Below are 18,218 nucleotides of genomic sequence, written 5' to 3' on the forward strand. Positions count from 1 at the left end.
TGACACCAGCCCGCCCAGCCTAACTACACGGCATTGGCACTAGCCGTGCAACGCCAGCGCGTCCTCGACCTCCTCCGCCGTCGGGTAGGCCGCCTGGGTGCCGCATTTCGTCGTGGCCAGAGCGGCCGCCACGGACGCGTACCGCGCCGCGTCCACGAGTGCGTCGCCCGCCGCCAGGCGTGCGGCCACGGCGCCCGTGAACGCGTCGCCGGCGCCGGTCGTGTCGACGGCGGCCACGGTGGTCGGTGCAACCCGCACCGGTTCGCCGCCGGTCGCCAGCACCACGGAGCCCTGCGAGCCGAGGGTCACCAGCGCGTTGGGGATGCCGCGGGCGGTGAGGGCCTCCGCCACCGGCGCCCACTCACCGGCGGCCGCATCCGCCCCGGGCAGGGCCGGGACGTCCAGGAATTGCGCGGCCTCGTGCGCGTTGACGAGCAGCACATCGCAGTACCGCACCAACTCGTCGTCGACCGCGGCGTACGGTGACAGGTTCAGCAACACCGTTGCCCCGGCGTCGTGCCCCAACCGCGCCGCGGCCGTGACCGTGGGGGGCGGCACCTCCAGGCACAGGCAGACGACGGCGGCACCGGCGAACGCGGCCGGGTCCAGGTCGGCGGGGGTGAGCGTGCCGTTGGCGCCGGCGTCGATGATGATGGTGTTCTCCGCGTGCGCGTCGACGGAGATGACGGCCACACCCGTCGGCGCGTCGGCACGGCGGATGCGGCCGGTGTCCACCCCGGCACCGGACACCGACGCCAGCAGCATGTCGCCGTTCGCATCGGATCCGACGGCGCCGAGCAGTGCCGTGTCGCCGCCGAGGCGAGCCGCCGCGACGGCCTGGTTGGCGCTCTTGCCGCCCGGGTTGACGGCGAAACCGTGCCCGTGCAGCGTTTCGCCCGGTTGCGGGAGCCGGTCCGTGTAGATGGTGAGGTCGGCGTTCAGCGACCCGGCCACGACGATGCGTGCGGAATTCATGGCGTGCCTTTCGATGCGGTGCGGGGTGGAGGCCGGCTCAGGCGTGGACCTCGGCCTCCACGGGCTTCGGGATCAACAGGGACGCCGCGAGCGCCAGCGCCGTGATGACCAGTGCCACGACCACGACTGTCGTGTACGAGGCAACGACGCCCATGGACGCGGTGGCCACCAGGATGGCGGGCAGCACCAGGAAACTCAGCCCGGCGCCCAGGTTGAACGCGCCGGCGTTCATGCCGGGCAGGAAGCCGGGGTTGCCCTTGGGGGAGTGCACCACGCCAAGACCGTTGAGCATGATGTTCACCGTGCCGGCGTACATGATGCCCAGCAGCGCCGTGCCGGCGATCATCAGCGGCAGGTTGTGCAGGCCGAGGAAGCCGATCACGGCCAGCGCCACCAGGGCGCCGACCATGCCCGTGCGCAGCACCCTGGTGTAGCCCAGCACGGGGGCCAGCCGGCCGCTGATCGGGCCGAAGACCCAGCCCAGCAGCGCGTACGGGGTGAGGATCAGCAGCGACATTTCGGTCGCCCCGATGGCGAAGCCCGGCTTGGCGGCCTGCACGAACGCGGGCACGATGCCGTTGATCGCGGCGAAGATGCCCGTCATGGTCAAGATGGTGGTCAGCAGGGTGGCCCAGGTGGAGCGCTGGCGCAGGTGCACGATCTGGACCATCGGGTGCTTGGAGCGCTTCTCCGTCGCCCAGAACAGGATGAAGGCGATCGCGGCGATCGCGGCCAGGGCGATGACCAGCACCAGGGTGCTGGTCGAGTAACCGCCCAGCAGGGCCGTGGCCTCGTTCAACATGGTCAGCAGGGCGCCGACGGCGATGACGATGAAGAGCACGCCCCACCAGTCCATCCGGGTGCCCTCGCCGGGCTTGCTCTCGCGGGCCAGGACCGCCACCAGGACGGCGGCCGCCGCGCCCAGGACAACCATCAGCCAGAAGACGCTGCGGAAGCCGTAGTGCTGGGCCAGGAAGCCGCCCACGAACGAGTCGATGCCGGCGATGCCGCCGTTGACGGCCGTGATCAGGCCCATCAGGACGCCGTATTTTTTCGGGTCGGTGACCTCGGAGCGCAGCATGATCAGGGCCAGCGGAACGGTGGGGCCGCTGACGCCCTGGATGATGCGTCCCACAAACAGCCAGGTCACGTCGGGGGCGAGCGCGGAGATGACCGAGCCGACGGCCATGAGGACCATCATGGCCAGCAGCACCCTTTTGCGGCCGATGATGTCGCTGAGACGGGGCAGGAACAGGGAGAACAGTGCGGCGGCGGTGAAGAACGAGGTCTGGGACAGGCCGATCACGGCCTGGTTGGTGTGCAGTTCCTCGCCCATGATGACCAGCGCCGGGCTGAGCATGGACGCGTTGAGCTGGAACGCGATGCAGGCGGCCAGCAATGCCACCATCAGGGCCGTGACGTTGCCGGCCTTGGACTTGGCTGCGGCGATGCTCATGCCGCCACGTCCCCGATCCGCACCAGGGCGTCGGTCACCAGGCCCCAGAATTTCTCGTGGTCCAGGGTGACGGCAACGGAGGTGTTGCAGTCCGCGGGCGGCTCGGCGCGGAAATCGGCGACGGTCATGCCGAGTGTCAGGGTGCCGGTCAGTTCGATGTCGACCGGGACCTTCCGGGTGGTCATCACGGTCGGGTCGATCACGTAGGCGACGGCGCACGGGTCGTGGACGGGCGGGTAGTCGAAGCCCTGGGCGTCCTTGTAGGTCTTGGTGAAGAACTCCATCAATTCCATGACGAACCTGGCGGGCCCGGTGCCGACGGCCTCGATCTTGGCCACGACGTCGGGGGTTGCCAGCGCCTGGTGGGTCAGGTCCAGGCCCACCATGACCACGGGCCACTTCTCGTTGAACACGATGTGCGCGGCCTCGGGGTCGATCTTGATGTTGAACTCGGCCACCGCGCTCCAGTTGCCCACATGGTAGCCGCCGCCCATGAGCACGACCTCCCGCACGCGTTCGACGATGCGCGGCTCCTTCCGGGCTGCCATGGCGATGTTCGTCAGGCCGGCCGTGGGCACCAGCGTCACGGTGCCGGGCTCGTGCGCCATGATCGTGTCGATGATGAGGTCGACGGCGTGGCGCGGGTCCAGCTCGATGGTCGGCTCGGGCTGGGCGGGGCCGTCCATGCCGGATTCGCCGTGGATGTCCGGCGCCGTTTCGATGCTGCGCACCAGCGGGCGGTCGCAGCCGGCCGCGAACGGGACGCCGGTGATGCCGGCGATGGTGCCCACGACCAGGGCGTTGCGGGTCACCTTCTCCAGTGTCTGGTTGCCGACGACGGTGGTCACGGCCAGCAACTCGATGTTGGGGTTGCCGTGGGCCAGCAGCATGGCGACCGCGTCGTCGTGGCCGGGGTCGCAGTCCAGGATGATCTTGCGGGGGGTGGTGGCCGGTGCCGGGCTGGATTCGGGGTTCACGGTGCTCTCCACGTCGTCGGGGTTCCTGCGCACGGCCGGCGCAGGGTCTTCCCTATGAAGTGTGACACCAGCGGAATGTGACGTCAAGCGCTTAACGTCATGAATTCGACGTCACGGATCAAGCGCTTGATGCCAGAAGCGGCGGGGGGCGCCGGCGGCCGCTACCATCGAGTCATGGGGTCCGGCGAAGTTTCCAAGCACACGAACGGCTATGGGCAGTCCGCCCCGCGTGCGACGGCCGCCATGGTGGCCGCGCGGGCGGGGGTGTCCACCGCGACCGTGTCGCTCGTGATCAACGGGAAGACGGCCGGGCGGGTCTCGGCGGACACGATCGAGGCGGTGCAGCGGGCCATCGCCGAACTCGGCTACGTCGTGGACGGCATCGGCAGTTCGCTGGCGCGCGGCGGCAGCAACATCGTGATCCTCGTCGCCCCGGATGTGGCGAACCCGTTCTACGCCGACGTCATAGCGGGGGTCCGTGGCGCCCTGGGCGACGACTACCAGCTGCTGCTGTCAGTGACCGACGCCGGCAAGACGCCGGAGCCCGGGGACATCCGCAAGTTGTTCTCGCTGCGCCCGGCCGGGTTGCTGGTCGACGCCCCGGGCACGGACTTCCTGGCCCACCTGGCGCCCGTGAGCCCGATGGTGCTGCTGGACGCGCCCGGCATTGACAGCACGGCGCCGTCCGTGAACTTCGACGTCGCCCACGGGGCCCGCGAGCTGGCCGACCACCTGGCCGGCCTCGGGCACCGGCGCGTCGCCTACCTGGACGCCGTGACGGGCACGGGCACGTTCCGGCTGCGCCGGGACGCCTTCCTGGCCCGGGCGGTCGAGCGGGGCCTGAAGACCGTTGCCGACGCCGGCGCGAAGGTCGACATTGCGGCGTCCGCCGCCGCGTTCGCCGACGCCTGGCCGCGCTGGGCACCCGCGGGGGTGACCGCCGTCGTCTGTGCCACCGACACACACGCCTACGGCGTGTTCGCGCAGGCACGGCGGGCCGGGCTGCGGATACCGGACGACGTGGCCGTGGCCGGGTTCGACGACCTGCCGTACTCGGCCACCAGCACTCCCGGGCTGACGAGCGTCCGCCTGCCCGCCGCCGCGCTCGGCCGGGCGGCCGGCAGCCAGCTGCGCCGGCTCATGGAGGGCATGCCCGTCGAGGAGTCCCGCGTGCTGCTGCCCAGCCGGCTCATGGTGCGCGGATCGACGGACCCGTCGCATCCAGGGCGCGCGTAGGTGGCTGTCAGGAACAGCCACTAAGCTTGGTTGGCGTGAGTGCTGAAAATACCGTGACCCTCGAGGCCGGCGATGTTTCCGAGCAGATGCATGTTCGTTTGGAGAAGCGGGCCAAGCTGCTCGAACGCGGTGAGCAGGCCTACCCGGTGGGCGTCGCCCGCACCCACACCATCGAGGAAATCCGCGAGAAGTTCCCCGACCTGGCCCCCGACGACGCCACCGGTGAGATCGTCGGCGTCGCCGGCCGCGTCGTGTTCGTCCGCAACAAAGGAAAGCTCTGCTTTGCCACGCTGCAGTCCGGCGCCGGGACGCGCCTGCAGGTCATGTTGTCGCTGGCGGGCGTCGGCGAGGATTCGCTGGCCGACTGGAAGTCGCTGGTGGACCTGGGTGACCACGTCTTCGTGCACGGGGAGGTCATCAGCTCCCGCCGCGGCGAACTGTCCGTCATGGCCGATTTCTGGTCGATGGCCTCGAAGTCGCTGCGCCCCCTGCCGGTGCTGTACGCCGAGTTGTCCGAGGAGATGCGGGTCCGGCGGCGTTATGTCGACCTGATTGTGCGCGACGCGGCCCGCGAGCAGGTGCGTACGCGTTCGGCCATTGTGAAGGCCATTCGCGACACGCTCAATGCCGAGGAATACATCGAGCTGGAAACGCCGATTCTGCAGCTGGTGCACGGCGGCGCCGCGGCCCGTCCGTTCCGCACCCACATGAATGCGTTTGACCAGCCGATGACGCTGCGAATTGCGTTGGAGCTATACCTGAAGCGGGCCGTCGTGGGCGGCCTGGACAAAGTCTTTGAGGTGGGGCGCATCTTCCGCAATGAGGGTGTTGATTCCACCCACAGCCCGGAATTCACCATGCTCGAGGCGTATGAGGCCTACGGCGACCAATTCACCATGGCCAAAACCATTCAGCGGGTAATCCTGGCCGCCGCCGACGCCGTCGGATCACGCGTCATCGAGACCGACCGCGGCACCATCAACCTCGAGGGCGTTTGGCCGTGGCTGCCCGTCTACCGGGGATTGTCCGACGCCGTGGGCCGGGAGATCACCCCGGATACCCCGGCGGAGGTGCTGCGCGAAATAGCGGCCGCCCATGAGATGAGGATTGACCCGGCCTGGAATGCCGAGAAGCTGGTCGTGGAATTGTTCGGCGAAATCGTCGAACCGACGCTCATCCAGCCCACATTCGTGTGCGACTACCCGCCGTCGGCCCAGCCGCTGGCGCGTCCGCACCGTGACAACCCGGCCCTGATCGAGGCGTGGGACCTGGTCATTGACGGCCGGGAGACGGGCACCGCCTTCTCGGAGCTCGTCGATCCGGTCATCCAGCGCCAGCGCCTGACGCAGCAGTCGCTGGCCGCCGCCGCGGGCGATCCGGAGGCCATGCAATTGGATGAGGATTTCCTGCGCGCCTTGGAATACGGGGCTCCGCCGATGGGCGGTTTGGGCTTGGGGGTCGACCGGTTGGTGATGTTGTTCACCCGGGTCGGAATTCGTGAGGCGATCCTCTTCCCCCTGATGAAACCTGAGTAGAAGCTGGGAAATATGGAGTATGTAGCAGTTATCGTTCCATCCGTCGGCGTCGGGGTCCTATTCTTCTTCGCCATGAAGGCCATCTTTAACGCGGACCGCGCCGAGCGCGAAGCGCTGGCCGCGGCGGAGCGCGAAGCCGCGCAAAAGGATGAATTTCCGCGCTAATTGCGCGCCCCTTTGACGCGGGGCCATGGGCCGAGCATAATTTAGGTTGAATCAATGATATTCAACCCTATATGTGAGGCGGTAAGTCACCATGGCACAAAGAGTCGAGATCACCCTGGTGGATGACCTGGACAAGTCCGCGGCCGATGAGAATGTGACGTTCGGGCTTGACGGGGTCAGCTACGAAATCGATCTGTCGAGTGCAAACGCACAGGAATTGCGCGACGCACTTGCCAAGTACATCGCCGCCGGCCGCCGTGCCGGTGGGCGCGCCATCCGCGGCCGCGGGCCGGCCGCCGCCTCGCGCAAAAGCGATGTCGGCGACATCCGGGCCTGGGCCCGTGACAATGGCTACAACGTGCATGATCGCGGCCGCATCCAGGCCGACGTCCGTGAGGCCTACTACGCCGCGCAGGGCTGAGCGGCAACGTCCACCACATTGGACGCCGTCCGTCCCGGGAACCCGGGGTGGGCGGCGTCTGCCGCGTTAACAAGGGTGCACATTTCCCCTGTGGCGAACAAGCGCCCATCCGGGCTCGCACCTGCGTAGCATCAAAGTACGCAGTAGCTAGGAGTGTGGCGAAATGTTTGAGAGATTTACCGATCGAGCCCGACGCGTTGTTGTGCTGGCCCAAGAAGAGGCTCGCATGCTCAACCACAATTACATCGGCACGGAGCACATCCTGCTCGGCCTCATCCATGAGGGCGAGGGTGTCGCCGCCAAGGCTTTGGAGTCCCTGAACATTTCCCTGGATGCCGTCCGGGAACAGGTCCAGGAGATCATCGGGCAGGGGCAGCAGGCCCCGAGCGGCCACATTCCGTTCACGCCGCGTGCCAAGAAGGTCCTCGAGCTGTCGCTGCGCGAGGCCCTTCAGCTGGGCCACAACTACATCGGCACCGAGCACATCCTGCTCGGGCTGATCCGCGAGGGCGAGGGCGTCGCCGCCCAGGTCCTGGTGAAGCTCGGCGCCGACCTGACGCGTGTGCGCCAGCAGGTCATCCAGCTGCTCTCCGGCTACCAGGGCAAGGAGCCGGTTGCCAGCGGCGGCCAGCAGCAGGAGGGTACCCCGGCCGGTTCCGTGGTGCTCGACCAGTTCGGCCGCAACCTGACCCAGGCCGCCCGTGAGAACAAGCTGGACCCGGTCATCGGGCGCGAGCACGAGATGGAACGCGTCATGCAGGTCCTCTCCCGGCGCACGAAGAACAACCCGGTGCTGATCGGCGAGCCCGGTGTCGGCAAGACGGCCGTCGTCGAGGGCCTGGCCCAGGCGATCGTGCGCGGCGACGTGCCCGAGACCATCAAGGACAAGCAGCTGTACACGCTGGACCTGGGCTCGCTGGTGGCCGGTTCCCGGTACCGCGGCGACTTCGAGGAACGCCTGAAGAAGGTCCTCAAGGAGATCCGCACGCGCGGCGACATCATCCTGTTCATCGACGAGATCCACACGCTCGTCGGTGCCGGTGCCGCCGAGGGCGCCATCGACGCGGCCTCCATCCTCAAGCCCATGCTGGCCCGCGGCGAGCTGCAGACCATCGGCGCCACCACGCTCGACGAATACCGCAAGCACATCGAGAAGGACGCCGCGCTGGAGCGCCGCTTCCAGCCGATCCAGGTCCAGGAGCCGTCCGTGCCGCTGGCCATCGAGATCCTCAAGGGCCTGCGGGACCGCTACGAGGCACACCACCGGGTGTCCATCACCGATGGGGCGCTGTCCGCGGCGGCCACGCTGGCCGACCGGTACATCAGTGACCGGTTCCTGCCGGACAAGGCCATCGACCTGATCGACGAGGCCGGCGCCCGGCTGCGGATCCGCCGCATGACGGCTCCGCCGGAGCTGAAGATGATGGATGAGCAGATCCTGTCCATCAAGCAGCGCAAGGAAGACGCCATCGACGCCCAGGACTTCGAGGGTGCCGCCTCGCTGCGGGACAAGGAGCAGAAGCTCATCTCGGCCCGCGCCGAAAAGGAGCGCCAGTGGAAGTCCGGCGGCCTGGACGAGATCTCCGAGGTCGACGACGAACTCATCGCCGAGGTGCTGGCCAACTCCACCGGCATCCCGGTCTTCAAGCTGACCGAGGAGGAGTCCTCGCGCCTGCTGAAGATGGAGGACGAGCTGCACAAGCGTGTCGTCGGCCAGAACGAGGCCATCCGGTCGATCTCCCAGGCGATCCGGCGCACCCGTGCCGGCCTGAAGGACCCGAAGCGCCCGGGCGGTTCGTTCATCTTCGCCGGCCCCACCGGCGTCGGCAAGACGGAGCTGGCCAAGGCGCTGGCCGAGTTCCTGTTCGGCGAGGAGGATGCGCTGATCACCCTCGACATGTCCGAGTACTCGGAGAAGCACACGGTCTCGCGACTGTTCGGCGCCCCTCCCGGCTACGTCGGCTACGAGGAGGGCGGCCAGCTGACCGAGAAGGTGCGTCGCCGCCCGTTCTCCGTGGTCTTGTTCGACGAGGTTGAGAAGGCGCACGCGGACCTGTTCAACTCGCTGCTGCAAATCCTCGAGGACGGCCGCCTGACGGACAGCCAGGGGCGTGTGGTGGACTTCAAGAACACGGTCATCATCATGACCACGAACCTGGGCACCCGGGACATCTCGAAGGCCGTCACCACCGGCTTCCAGTCCGGCACGGACACGCAGACCGGCTACAACAGGATGCGGGCCCGGGTCACGGAGGAGCTCAAGCAGCACTTCCGCCCCGAGTTCCTCAACCGTGTTGACGACGTCGTCGTGTTCCCGCAGCTGACGCAGGACGAGATCATCGAGATCGTCGACATGTTCATCGCCCGCCTGGAGAAGCGCCTGGCCGACAAGGGCATGGGCATCGAGCTCACGCAGGCGGCCAAGGTCCTGCTGGCCACCCGCGGCTACGACCCGGCCATGGGCGCCCGCCCGCTGCGCCGGACCATCCAGCGCGAGATCGAGGACCACCTGTCCGAGAAGATCCTGTTCGGCGACATCAAGACCGGAGACATCGTGGCCGTCGATGTGGACGGTGAGGGAGACGAGGCGACGTTCACGTTCGTCGGCTCGGCCCGCCCGCACATCCCGGACGCGCTCCCGGCCACCGCTTAACCAAGGTCTCGACAGGCTGGACACCGGGGTCTCGACGGGCTCGACCACCGGTGGTCGAGCCCGTCGAGACCCCGGTAGTCGAGCCGAGACCCCGACGACGCCGGTGACCCACCTTCCAAAGGTGGGTCACCGGCGTCGTGCGTTAAGCCCGCCCCGCCCGGGCCATAGACTGGCACGGTGACCACCCACTTCCAGCTTCGCCCCGCCCGCACCTCCGACGTCGGCGCGATCAAGGCGCTGGTGGCGCCACTGGCCGACCGGCGCATCCTCATCGCCAAGGAGTCGGTGGCCTACTACGAGGCGCTGCAGGAATTCAGCGTCGCCGAGAGTGCCGGAAAGGTCATCGGCTGCGGCGCCCTGCACGTCATGTGGGAGGACCTGGCGGAGATCCGCACCCTGGCCAGCGCGGACGCGTGGCGGGGCCGGGGCGTGGGGCACGCGCTCGTCGAACGCCTGCTGCACGAGGCCCGCGAACTGGGCGTCAGCCGGGTCTTCTGCCTCACCTTCGAGGTCGAGTTCTTCCTGCGCCACCGCTTCACCGTGATGGCCAACCAGGAAGCCGTCGACCCGGCCGTGTATTCGGAACTGCTGCGGTCCCAGGACGAGGGCGTGGCCGAATTCCTCGACCTGGCCCGGGTCAAGCCCAATACGCTCGGCAACACGCGCATGATCCGCCACCTGTAACGTCCCCTACCCACGGCGCACGCCTGCCGGTAGGGTCGAGCCATGAGGCCGCCCCGCCGTTGCGCGGCCTTCGCTCACTGATTGCACTCGGAGGGTTCCGCCATGAAAAAGCTGATCAATGATCCCAGGGCCGTTGTCGACGAATCCGTGGACGGATTCGGCCGCGCCCACGCCGACCTCGTGACGGTGCACATCGATCCGTTGTTCATCACCCGCAAGCAGGCACCCAAACCCGGCAAGGTCGGGCTCGTCTCCGGTGGCGGCAGCGGGCACGAACCCCTGCATGCCGGCTATGTCGGGTTCGGCATGCTGGACGCGGCCGTTCCCGGGGCCGTGTTCACCTCGCCCACGCCCGATCAGATCATCCCGGCGACCGTCGCCGCGAACTCGGGTGCCGGCGTCGTCCATATCGTGAAGAACTACACCGGCGACGTGCTGAACTTCGAGACGGCGGCGGAAATGGCGCAGGCCGAGGGCGTCGACGTGCGCACCGTGCTGGTGAACGACGACGTCGCCGTCGAGGACTCGCTGTACACGGCCGGGCGGCGCGGGGTTGGCGGAACCGTGCTGGTCGAGAAGATCGCCGGGGCCGCCGCCGAACGCGGCGACGACCTGGACGCGGTCACGGCGATCGGCCGGCGCGTGAACGAGAACGTGCGCACCATGGGCGTGGCCCTGTCCGCCTGCACCGTCCCGCACGCCGGCGTGCCGAGCTTCGAGCTGGGCGACGACGAGATCGAGATCGGCATCGGCATCCACGGCGAACCCGGTCGGCACCGGATCCCGATGGAGAACGCGGACGGCATCACCGACCGCCTGCTCGCACCGATCCTGGCGGACCTGTCGCCGGCTCCCGGGGACAAGGTGCTGTTGTTCGTCAACGGCATGGGCGGCACCCCGGCCAGCGAACTGTACATCGTGTACCGGCATGCCGTGGGCGTGCTCGAGGCGGCCGGGCTGGTCGTGGAGCGCTCGCTCGTGGGCAACTACATCACGGCCCTGGAAATGCAGGGCGCCTCCATTTCCGTGCTGCGGCTCGACGACGAGATGACGGCCCTGTGGGATGCGCCCGTGCACACGCCTGCGCTGCGGTGGGGGGTCTAGCCGTGGCCGGATTGGGGACGGACTGGGCCGTTGCATGGCTGCGGCGCAGCGCCGCGGTCGTCGCGGAGCACCGGGTGGAGCTGATCGAGCTGGACCGGGCGATCGGCGACGGCGACCATGGGGAGAACATGGACCGCGGCTACACCGCCATCCTGGCCAGGCTTGACGAGACGCCGCCGGCGACGCCCGGGGCGGCGTTCAAGCTGGCCGCCATGACGCTCATGTCGAAGGTGGGCGGAGCGGCCGGGCCGCTGTACGGGACGGCGTTCCTGCGCGCCGCCACCGCGGTCGGGGAAGCCGGGACGCTGGACTCCGGGCTGGTCGCCGCCGCCCTGGCCGCGGCCCGGGACGGCGTCGTGGCCCGCGGCAAGGCCGAGTCCGGCGACAAGACCATGGTCGACGCGTGGACGCCCGCCGTGGATGCGGCGGCGGCCGCTGCCGCGTCCGGCGCCGAACCGTCGGCCGTGCTGGGTGCCGCGGCGGACGCGGCGGAGGCGGGCGCCGTCGCCACGGATCCGCTGATCGCCCGCAAGGGGCGTGCCAGCTACCTGGCCGAACGGGCCATCGGGCACCGCGACCCGGGCGCCGCGTCCTCCGCGCTCATCCTGCGCGCCGCCGCCGACGCCGCCTCGGACGCCGCCTCCGGGGCGCCTTCCGGGGCGGCGGCATGAGCGTCTCCCTGGTCATCGTCTCGCACAGTGCCAAGCTCGCCGAGGGGGTGGTGGAGTTGGCGGCCCAGATGGCCCCGGACGTCACCCTGGTCGCCGCCGGCGGGATGGACGACGGCGGCATCGGGACGTCGTTGGAGAAGGTCCTGGGAGCGCTGGGGTCGGCGGATCGCGGTGACGGGGTCGTGGTGTTGACGGACCTCGGCTCGGCGGTCATGACGGCCGAGTCGGCGCTGGAATTCATGGGGCATCCGGACACCGCGCGGCTTGCTTCGGCGCCGCTGGTGGAGGGCGCCGTGGCCGCGGCCGTGGCAGCACAGTCCGGCGCCGCGCTGGGCACCGTGGTGAAGGCGGCCGAGACCGCGCTGGAACCGGTTGACGACGGGCCCGCCGTCGCGGCGGCTCCGTCGCCCGCCGTCGCGGTCACGGCGTCGCTGACCCTGATCAACCCGCTGGGGTTGCACGCCCGCCCGGCCGCCGTGCTGGCCGGTGAGCTTGGGGCCCTGGACGTCGACATCGAGATCAACGGTGTCGACGGGCAGTCGGTGATGCTGCTGATGACCCTCGGCGCCGGCAAGGGGACGGTGCTGGACGTGAGCGCGTCCGGGCCGGACGCGCAACGCGCCGTCGACCTGGTCCGCCGCGAGGTGGAGAACGGCTTCGGCGAGCTCTGACCCGGGTCTCGACAGGCTCGACCACCGGTGGTCGAGCCTGTCGAGACCCGCTCCCCGGTCGGTCAGCGGGGCAGGTGGTATCCGGCGTCCGACATCTCCGCCAGGCCGTCCGCCACGAGACCGGCCAGTGACCGTTCGAGCTGCGGTGCATGCGTGTTCAGGTCGTGCAGCGCCGACAGGGCCCGGAGCACCTCGCCCGGATGCGCCATGGAGGCGGCCACGACCGATGTCACGGGTCCCCACAGCAGGTCCGCGTGCACGGGCGACTCCGCAGCCCGCAGCACGGCCAGGACGGCGCCGCGCACCTGCCTGTCCGTCCCCGCCCACGGCTGCCCCTTGGGCACATACGTCGGCTCGGGCTGGCCGGCCGCGATCCAGGCGCACTCGGCCTGGACGGGGCAGGCATCGCACTTGGGGCGCCGGGCCGTGCACACCAGGGCACCCAGCTCCATGACCCCGGCGTTCCACGCCACGGACTCGGCGTCGTCGGCCGGCAACAGCTCCGCGGCGAGCCGCATCTCGGCGGCCGTCAACGCCGGGGCCGGCAACGCCTGGCCCAGCACCAGCCGTGCGTGCACCCGGCGGATGTTCGTATCCACCACCGTGCTCCGCCGGCCGAACGCGAACGCGGCGACGGCCGCGGCCGTGTACGTCCCGATGCCCGGCAAAGCCAGCAGCTCGTCGACCGTGCCCGGCACCAGCCCGTCATGGCGTTCAACCATCACCCGCGCCGCCTCGTGCAACCGCAGCGCCCGCCGCGGGTAGCCCAGCCGCCCCCACGCGCGCACCACCTCGCCCGCCGGCTCGGCCGCCAGGTCAGTGGGTGTGGGCCACCGCCGCAGCCACTCCTCCCACACGGGCAGGACGCGCACCACGGGCGTCTGCTGCAACATGATTTCACTGACCAGCACACCCCACGGGGAGCACTCGCCGCGCCACGGCAGGTCGCGGGCGGTGACGGCGAACCAGTCGAGAATGGCCTTGTGCACGGGGAGTTCCTTGTGGTCTGACGTTCGGGTGACCACACAAACTCTAGATGACGGCGTGGTGGTCCGCCCCGGCAGCACACCCTTCGCTAGGGTAGAGGCGTGGGCGAGAACGGCGGCAGGGCGGGCGGAGGTGCCGGGCAGCGCCCCGTACCCAGGAAACCCGTGTCTGCGGCCGTGTACCGGCGTCGCCGCCTCGTTGTCGGCGTTCTGGCGCTTGTGGTCGTCGCGGCGCTTGTCGTCGGTGCCGTTGCGCTGGTGCGACTGGTTGGGCGCGCAGGCACGACGGCGGCGCCCGCCGCCGACCAGCAGCCAAGCGCAGAACAGTCAGGTTCGGCCGGCCCGACGGCCACCGCCACGGGGAACGCCTCCGGATCGCCCAAGACATCGGCGGCGGCGAGCGTGTGCGCCCAGGCCGACATCCAGGTCGCCGCCCTCACCGACAAGCAGGCCTACGCCCCCGGCGACAAGCCGATGCTCACCCTGAAGGTCACGAACACGGGCGCGTCCGCCTGTGACGTCAATGTCGGCACGAACCAGATGGCGTTCATCGTCACCAGCGGCAACGATCCGGTGTTCAACTCTCAGGACTGCCAGGTCGGCGGCACGGATCTGGTCAAGACCATCGCGCCCGGCAAGAGCGAGACGGCCAACTTCCCGTGGCAGCGCAATCGCACCATCGCCGGGTGCGGGAAGGTCGAGTCGTCGTTGGGTGCCGGAACCTACGTGTTCACGGCGCAGCTGGGCAAGATCGCCAGCAATGATGCGCGGTTCACGCTGAACTGAGTCCCGGGCGGTGGTCGAGCTTGTCGAGACCGGGACCCCGGTGGTCGAGCTTGTCGAGACCGGTACCGGGGGTGATTTCGACAGGCTCAATCACCGTTTACGGGCTCAATCACCGTTTACAGGAATCTGTCCAGCAGGCTGGCCTCGGCGATCCGGGACAGTCCCTCGCGCACGGAACGGGCGCGCAGTTCGCCGATGCCATCCACGACCATGAGCTCGTCGATGGTCGCCGCCATGAGGTTCTGCAAGCTGCCGAAATGGTCCACGAGGCGGGCGGCCACGGCGCCCGGGACGGCCTTGAGCCCGGAGACCAGCCGGTACCCCCGCGGTTGGATGATGGCGTCCAGCGACTCGTTGCCGGCGGTCAGGCCTACGATGTTCGCGATCTGGACCAGGTCGATCAGGTCGGCCTGGTCGATGCCTCGCAGCGCCGCCACGGCGGCGTCGACGTCCGTGGCCTCCGGGTCGGTGTAGTCGCGGATGACGGTGCCGGCGCCCGGCCCGCGGGACGCCGTGAGTTCGTCGAGCTGCAGCGACAGGAGCCGGCCGTCAGTGCCCAGTTCCAGTACGTACTGGGCGATCTCCTCCGAGATCCGGCGCACCATCTCGTGCCGTTGCAGGGTGACGGCGACGTCCCGCACGGTCACCATGGCCTCGATCTCGAGGGCGGAGAGCGAGTTCGTCACCTGGTCCAGGCGGGAGCGGTACCGTTCCAGGGTCGCGAGGGCCTGGTTGGCGCGGACCAGCACCTTCTCCGAGCCCTCCAGCACGTACCGCAACCCATCCACGTACAGGGCGATGATCTGCATGGACTGGCTGACCGAAATGACCGGAAGCCCGGTCTGGATGGCCACGCGTTCGGCCGTGCGGTGCCGTGTGCCGGACTCCTGCGTCTCGATGCTCGGATCGGGGACCAGCTGGACGGCGGCGCGCAGGATCCTGGTTGCGTCCTTGTCACAGACGATCGCCCCGTCCATCTTGGCCAGCTCACGCAGCCGGGTCGGGGCGAAGTCGATGGCGATCTCGAACCCGCCCGAACACAGCTGTTCCACGGTCTTGTCGGAGCCGAGCACGATCAAGGCGCCGGTGCGGCCACGCAGGATGCGTTCGAGCCCGTCACGCAGCGGCGTTCCGGGGGCGACGCGCGCCAAAGTGGCCCTGAGGGTCTCTTCGGGGCTACGAACCATGGGGGCATTCCTTCGAGTACGCGCGCGGGGACCCGCACTTGACCACTTGCCCCATGATAATGGGCGCGCGCCCGAATGCCGTTATGCGGCGGCGGCCGCCCGCAACAACTCGATGGCCTCGAACACGTGCTCGATCTGCTTGACCATGAAGTTCGGCGGCAGCGTGCCCGGACCGTTCTGGCTGCGCGGCACCAGCGCGTGCGTGTAGCCGAGCCGGTGGGCCTCGTGGATGCGCTGGTTGATGCCCGGCACGGCGCGCACCTCCCCGGCCAGCCCCACCTCCCCGAACGCGACGAGTTTTTGCGGCAGCGGGACCCGGGACTTGGCCGACATCACGGCCAGCGCCATAGCAAGATCCATGGCCGGTTCGGTGAGCCTGGCCCCACCCACCGTGGCGACATAGACGTCGTCGTTCTCCACCCGCACCGGCGTGCGCGCGGCCAGCACCGCCAACATCATGGTCATGCGGGACGAATCGAGCCCGTTCGCACTGCGCCGGGGCTGGCCGGCGGACTCCGCGACGAGCGCCTGGACCTCGGCCAGCAGCGGCCGCCGGCCCTCCAACGCGACCGAGATGCACGTCCCGGACACCGGGGGAGTGACGCGCGTGATGAACAGCCCGCTGGGATCGGTCAGGCCCTCGATGCCGGTTTCGGTCAGGTCGAAGCAGCCGACCTCGTCCGTCTGCCCGTACCTGTTCTTCGTGGCGCGCAGCAGCCGCAGCCGGGAGTGCCGTTCGCCGTCGAACTGGCACACCACGTCGACCAGATGCTCGAGCAGGCGCGGGCCGGCGATGGAACCGTCCTTCGTCACGTGCCCGACGAGCAGCGTGGCCATATTGTCCTTTTTTGCCGCCGCGATGAGTGACGCGGCGACCTCGCGCACCTGGGACACGCCGCCGGCGCTGCCGTCCACCAGCGTGCTGCTGAGCGTCTGGACCGAATCCACTATCAACAGTTCCGGGGACGCCTCCGCCACATGGCCGAGCACCGTTCCCAGGTCCGTCTCCGCTGTCAGGTACAGCGTGTCCGCGACCGCCTCGATCCGGTCGGCGCGCAGCTTCACCTGGGCGGCCGACTCCTCGCCGGTCACGTACAGCACCTTGCGCGCCTTCATGCCGTGCTCGTTGCGGGCGAACTTCGCGGCGACGTCCAGTAGCAGCGTCGACTTGCCCACCCCCGGTTCGCCGGCCAACAGGATCACGGCGCCCTGCACGATGCCGCCGCCGAGCACCCGGTCCAGCTCGGGCACGCCCGTGGGCTGGTAGGCGGCCGTCGTGGCGTCGACGTCGGCGATCGGCTGGGCCGGGCGCGCGACAGCGGTGGCGGCCGTGGTGCGGGCCACGACGACGCCGAGCTCCTCCACGGTGCCCCAGGCCTGGCACTCACCACACCGGCCGACCCACTTGGCCGTGGTCCAGCCGCATTCGGCGCATCTGTAGTTCTGGGTGGTGGGCTTGCGGGCCGTCTTCGTTGCCATGCCACCAACCCTACAAGCGGGCTCCGACAACGACTCCCTACAGCCGCGGCATCAGGTCGCGGGCCTCGGTCGGGTCCATCCGCGCGATCTCCAACAGGTCGACCATGAGCGTGCGGAACAACAGCACCACCGTCTGACCCTCGATCCGCGTGATGTCCAGCCGGGACGGGTGCAGCCGGGTGGCGACGACGGCCAGCGTGTCCCGCACATGGTGCAGGGAGCCGCCGCTCGACCGCGGGTCGGACAGTGCCGCGGCCAGCTCCTCGACGGCGGCGGCCGCGTCGCCGATCACCTCCGCCAGGTGGTCCTGGCCGGTGTCGGACAGGGCGGCGTTGGTGATGGCGCTCGTCAACCGGCGGGCCAGGACCCGGCTGCTGCGGAACGCGAAGTCGACCCGCTCCATCGTCACCGTCAAACCCTCGACCTCGTCCAGGTGCCGCCGGTATAGCGGCGAGAGCCGGGCCACCTCCCGGGACCCGCGCAGGCCGGCGCGCATGGCGTCGATGCGCGGCTGGATGCCCCGGGCGCGCACCAGCGCGTGCCAGGCCGTCGTCGCGTCGTTGTAGGCCAGGGCGGCCGCGCATTCGCGCAGCACGGCGGCCAGCTCGCCGAGCACCAGCAACAGGTCCTCGCGCGGCTGCCGCCGCGGGTCCCGGGAGACCAGGAACGTGGCCAGGAGCGCGAAGACACCGCCGACGACGGCGTCCAGGCTGCGCGTGAACGGGCCTCCCGCGGGGACGGGCAGCAGCACCACGAGCAGCGACTGCATGGCCAGCTGCGTGGTGAAGATGGCGCCGCTGTCCAGGAACCGGGCCAGCAGGATGGAGATGAACATGACGAGCGCGGCCTGCCAGATGCCCGACCCCAGCCAATGCAGCAGCGAGTCACCGATGGCGATGCCCAGGGTGCAGCCGATGCCCACCTCGAGCACGCGGCGCAGGCGCGAGTCGCGGGAGAAGCCGAGCGCGATGATGGCGCTCGTGGCGGCGAACAGCGGGCCCTGGTGGCCGAGCGCAAACTCGGCGACGTAGAACGCGGCGACGGCCACGACGCTCATCATGGCGGCCCGCGGGATCGACATGACGCTGCGACGCATCCCCAGCCGGGCCCGGACCTTCACGAACGTGAGCGTCTTCGCGACCCCGGACGACTCAGCCATGGAGCAAGCCTAGTGGCCGAGGGGCCCCGGGTGAGCGAAGCGAGGTCGGGGAGGCCAATAGGCGCTAGTGGCC

The 18,218-nt window shown here is 69.5% G+C and carries 16 protein-coding genes; 9 read left to right on the plus strand and 7 right to left on the minus strand.

The genetic code is table 11. The features are described from left to right. Positions 1 to 39 precede the first annotated feature (39 nt). The 3 genes from EJC77_RS08990 to uriH are packed head-to-tail and all read right to left on the minus strand — an operon-like array spanning position 40 to position 3,420. The gene (locus EJC77_RS08990; protein WP_125611788.1) at positions 40 to 975 is read right to left on the minus strand and encodes a ribokinase; all 936 of its coding nucleotides are present in this window, start codon (positions 973 to 975) and stop codon (positions 40 to 42) included. 37 nt (positions 976 to 1,012) lie between these two features. Beyond that, positions 1,013 to 2,431, minus strand: coding sequence for a uridine transporter UriT (gene uriT, locus EJC77_RS08995; protein WP_125611790.1), 1,419 nt, complete (start codon positions 2,429 to 2,431; stop codon positions 1,013 to 1,015). Further along, positions 2,428 to 3,420 (minus strand): uridine-preferring nucleoside hydrolase UriH, encoded by a 993-nt coding sequence (uriH, locus tag EJC77_RS09000; protein WP_125611909.1) that lies wholly within the window; start codon positions 3,418 to 3,420, stop codon positions 2,428 to 2,430. Before uriH ends, uriT begins: the two co-directional genes overlap by 4 nt. Positions 3,421 to 3,651: 231 nt before the next feature. Here uriH and EJC77_RS09005 point away from each other — a divergent pair, with 231 nt between their 5' ends. The 8 genes from EJC77_RS09005 (at position 3,652) to dhaM (ending at position 12,548) form a co-directional block, all read left to right on the plus strand. After that, on the plus strand, positions 3,652 to 4,644 hold the full coding sequence (locus EJC77_RS09005) for a LacI family DNA-binding transcriptional regulator (RefSeq protein WP_125611911.1): 993 nt from the start codon (positions 3,652 to 3,654) through the stop codon (positions 4,642 to 4,644). 86 nt (positions 4,645 to 4,730) lie between these two features. Beyond that, entirely contained in the window at positions 4,731 to 6,179 is a 1,449-nt protein-coding gene (lysS, locus tag EJC77_RS09010; protein ID WP_125611913.1) for a lysine--tRNA ligase, read from the plus strand. A gap of 256 nt (positions 6,180 to 6,435) precedes the next feature. Next, a complete protein-coding gene (locus EJC77_RS09015; protein WP_125611792.1) occupies positions 6,436 to 6,765 on the plus strand; it encodes a histone-like nucleoid-structuring protein Lsr2 in 330 nt (109 codons plus the stop codon). 163 nt (positions 6,766 to 6,928) lie between these two features. Then, on the plus strand, positions 6,929 to 9,418 hold the full coding sequence (locus EJC77_RS09020) for an ATP-dependent Clp protease ATP-binding subunit (protein ID WP_125611794.1): 2,490 nt from the start codon (positions 6,929 to 6,931) through the stop codon (positions 9,416 to 9,418). A gap of 177 nt (positions 9,419 to 9,595) precedes the next feature. Next, on the plus strand, positions 9,596 to 10,102 hold the full coding sequence (locus tag EJC77_RS09025) for an amino-acid N-acetyltransferase (RefSeq protein ID WP_125611796.1): 507 nt from the start codon (positions 9,596 to 9,598) through the stop codon (positions 10,100 to 10,102). Between the two features lie 102 nt (positions 10,103 to 10,204). Beyond that, on the plus strand, positions 10,205 to 11,206 hold the full coding sequence (dhaK, locus tag EJC77_RS09030; protein WP_125611798.1) for a dihydroxyacetone kinase subunit DhaK: 1,002 nt from the start codon (positions 10,205 to 10,207) through the stop codon (positions 11,204 to 11,206). A 2-nt stretch (positions 11,207 to 11,208) separates the two neighbouring features. After that, a complete protein-coding gene (dhaL, locus tag EJC77_RS09035; RefSeq protein WP_240630025.1) occupies positions 11,209 to 11,877 on the plus strand; it encodes a dihydroxyacetone kinase subunit DhaL in 669 nt (222 codons plus the stop codon). Beyond that, positions 11,874 to 12,548, plus strand: coding sequence for a dihydroxyacetone kinase phosphoryl donor subunit DhaM (gene dhaM, locus EJC77_RS09040; RefSeq protein WP_125611800.1), 675 nt, complete (start codon positions 11,874 to 11,876; stop codon positions 12,546 to 12,548). The genes dhaL and dhaM overlap by 4 nt, the downstream gene beginning before the upstream one ends. A 62-nt stretch (positions 12,549 to 12,610) precedes the next feature. On the opposite strand, the gene EJC77_RS09045 is transcribed toward dhaM, so the two are convergent. After that, complete coding sequence (locus EJC77_RS09045) at positions 12,611 to 13,537, minus strand: HhH-GPD family protein (RefSeq protein WP_240630028.1); 927 nt, start codon at positions 13,535 to 13,537, stop codon at positions 12,611 to 12,613. 162 nt (positions 13,538 to 13,699) lie between these two features. Here EJC77_RS09045 and EJC77_RS09050 point away from each other — a divergent pair, with 162 nt between their 5' ends. Next, entirely contained in the window at positions 13,700 to 14,320 is a 621-nt protein-coding gene (locus EJC77_RS09050; protein ID WP_240630031.1) for a hypothetical protein, read from the plus strand. A 116-nt stretch (positions 14,321 to 14,436) separates the two neighbouring features. On the opposite strand, the gene disA is transcribed toward EJC77_RS09050, so the two are convergent. The 3 genes from disA to EJC77_RS09065 all read right to left on the minus strand — a co-directional run bounded on the left by disA (position 14,437) and on the right by EJC77_RS09065 (position 18,145). After that, on the minus strand, positions 14,437 to 15,507 hold the full coding sequence (gene disA / locus EJC77_RS09055; RefSeq protein ID WP_125611807.1) for a DNA integrity scanning diadenylate cyclase DisA: 1,071 nt from the start codon (positions 15,505 to 15,507) through the stop codon (positions 14,437 to 14,439). Between the two features lie 81 nt (positions 15,508 to 15,588). Then, positions 15,589 to 16,986 carry a DNA repair protein RadA gene (gene radA / locus EJC77_RS09060; RefSeq protein ID WP_125611809.1) on the minus strand — a complete coding sequence of 466 codons (1,398 nt, stop codon included), beginning with the start codon at positions 16,984 to 16,986 and terminating at the stop codon, positions 15,589 to 15,591. Positions 16,987 to 17,023: 37 nt separating this feature from the next. Then, positions 17,024 to 18,145, minus strand: a complete 1,122-nt coding sequence (locus tag EJC77_RS09065; RefSeq protein WP_125611811.1) for an FUSC family protein — start codon at positions 18,143 to 18,145, stop codon at positions 17,024 to 17,026. Positions 18,146 to 18,218 lie beyond the last annotated feature (73 nt).

Source organism: Specibacter cremeus, assembly GCF_003946885.1.
GTDB lineage: Bacteria > Actinomycetota > Actinomycetes > Actinomycetales > Micrococcaceae > Specibacter > Specibacter cremeus.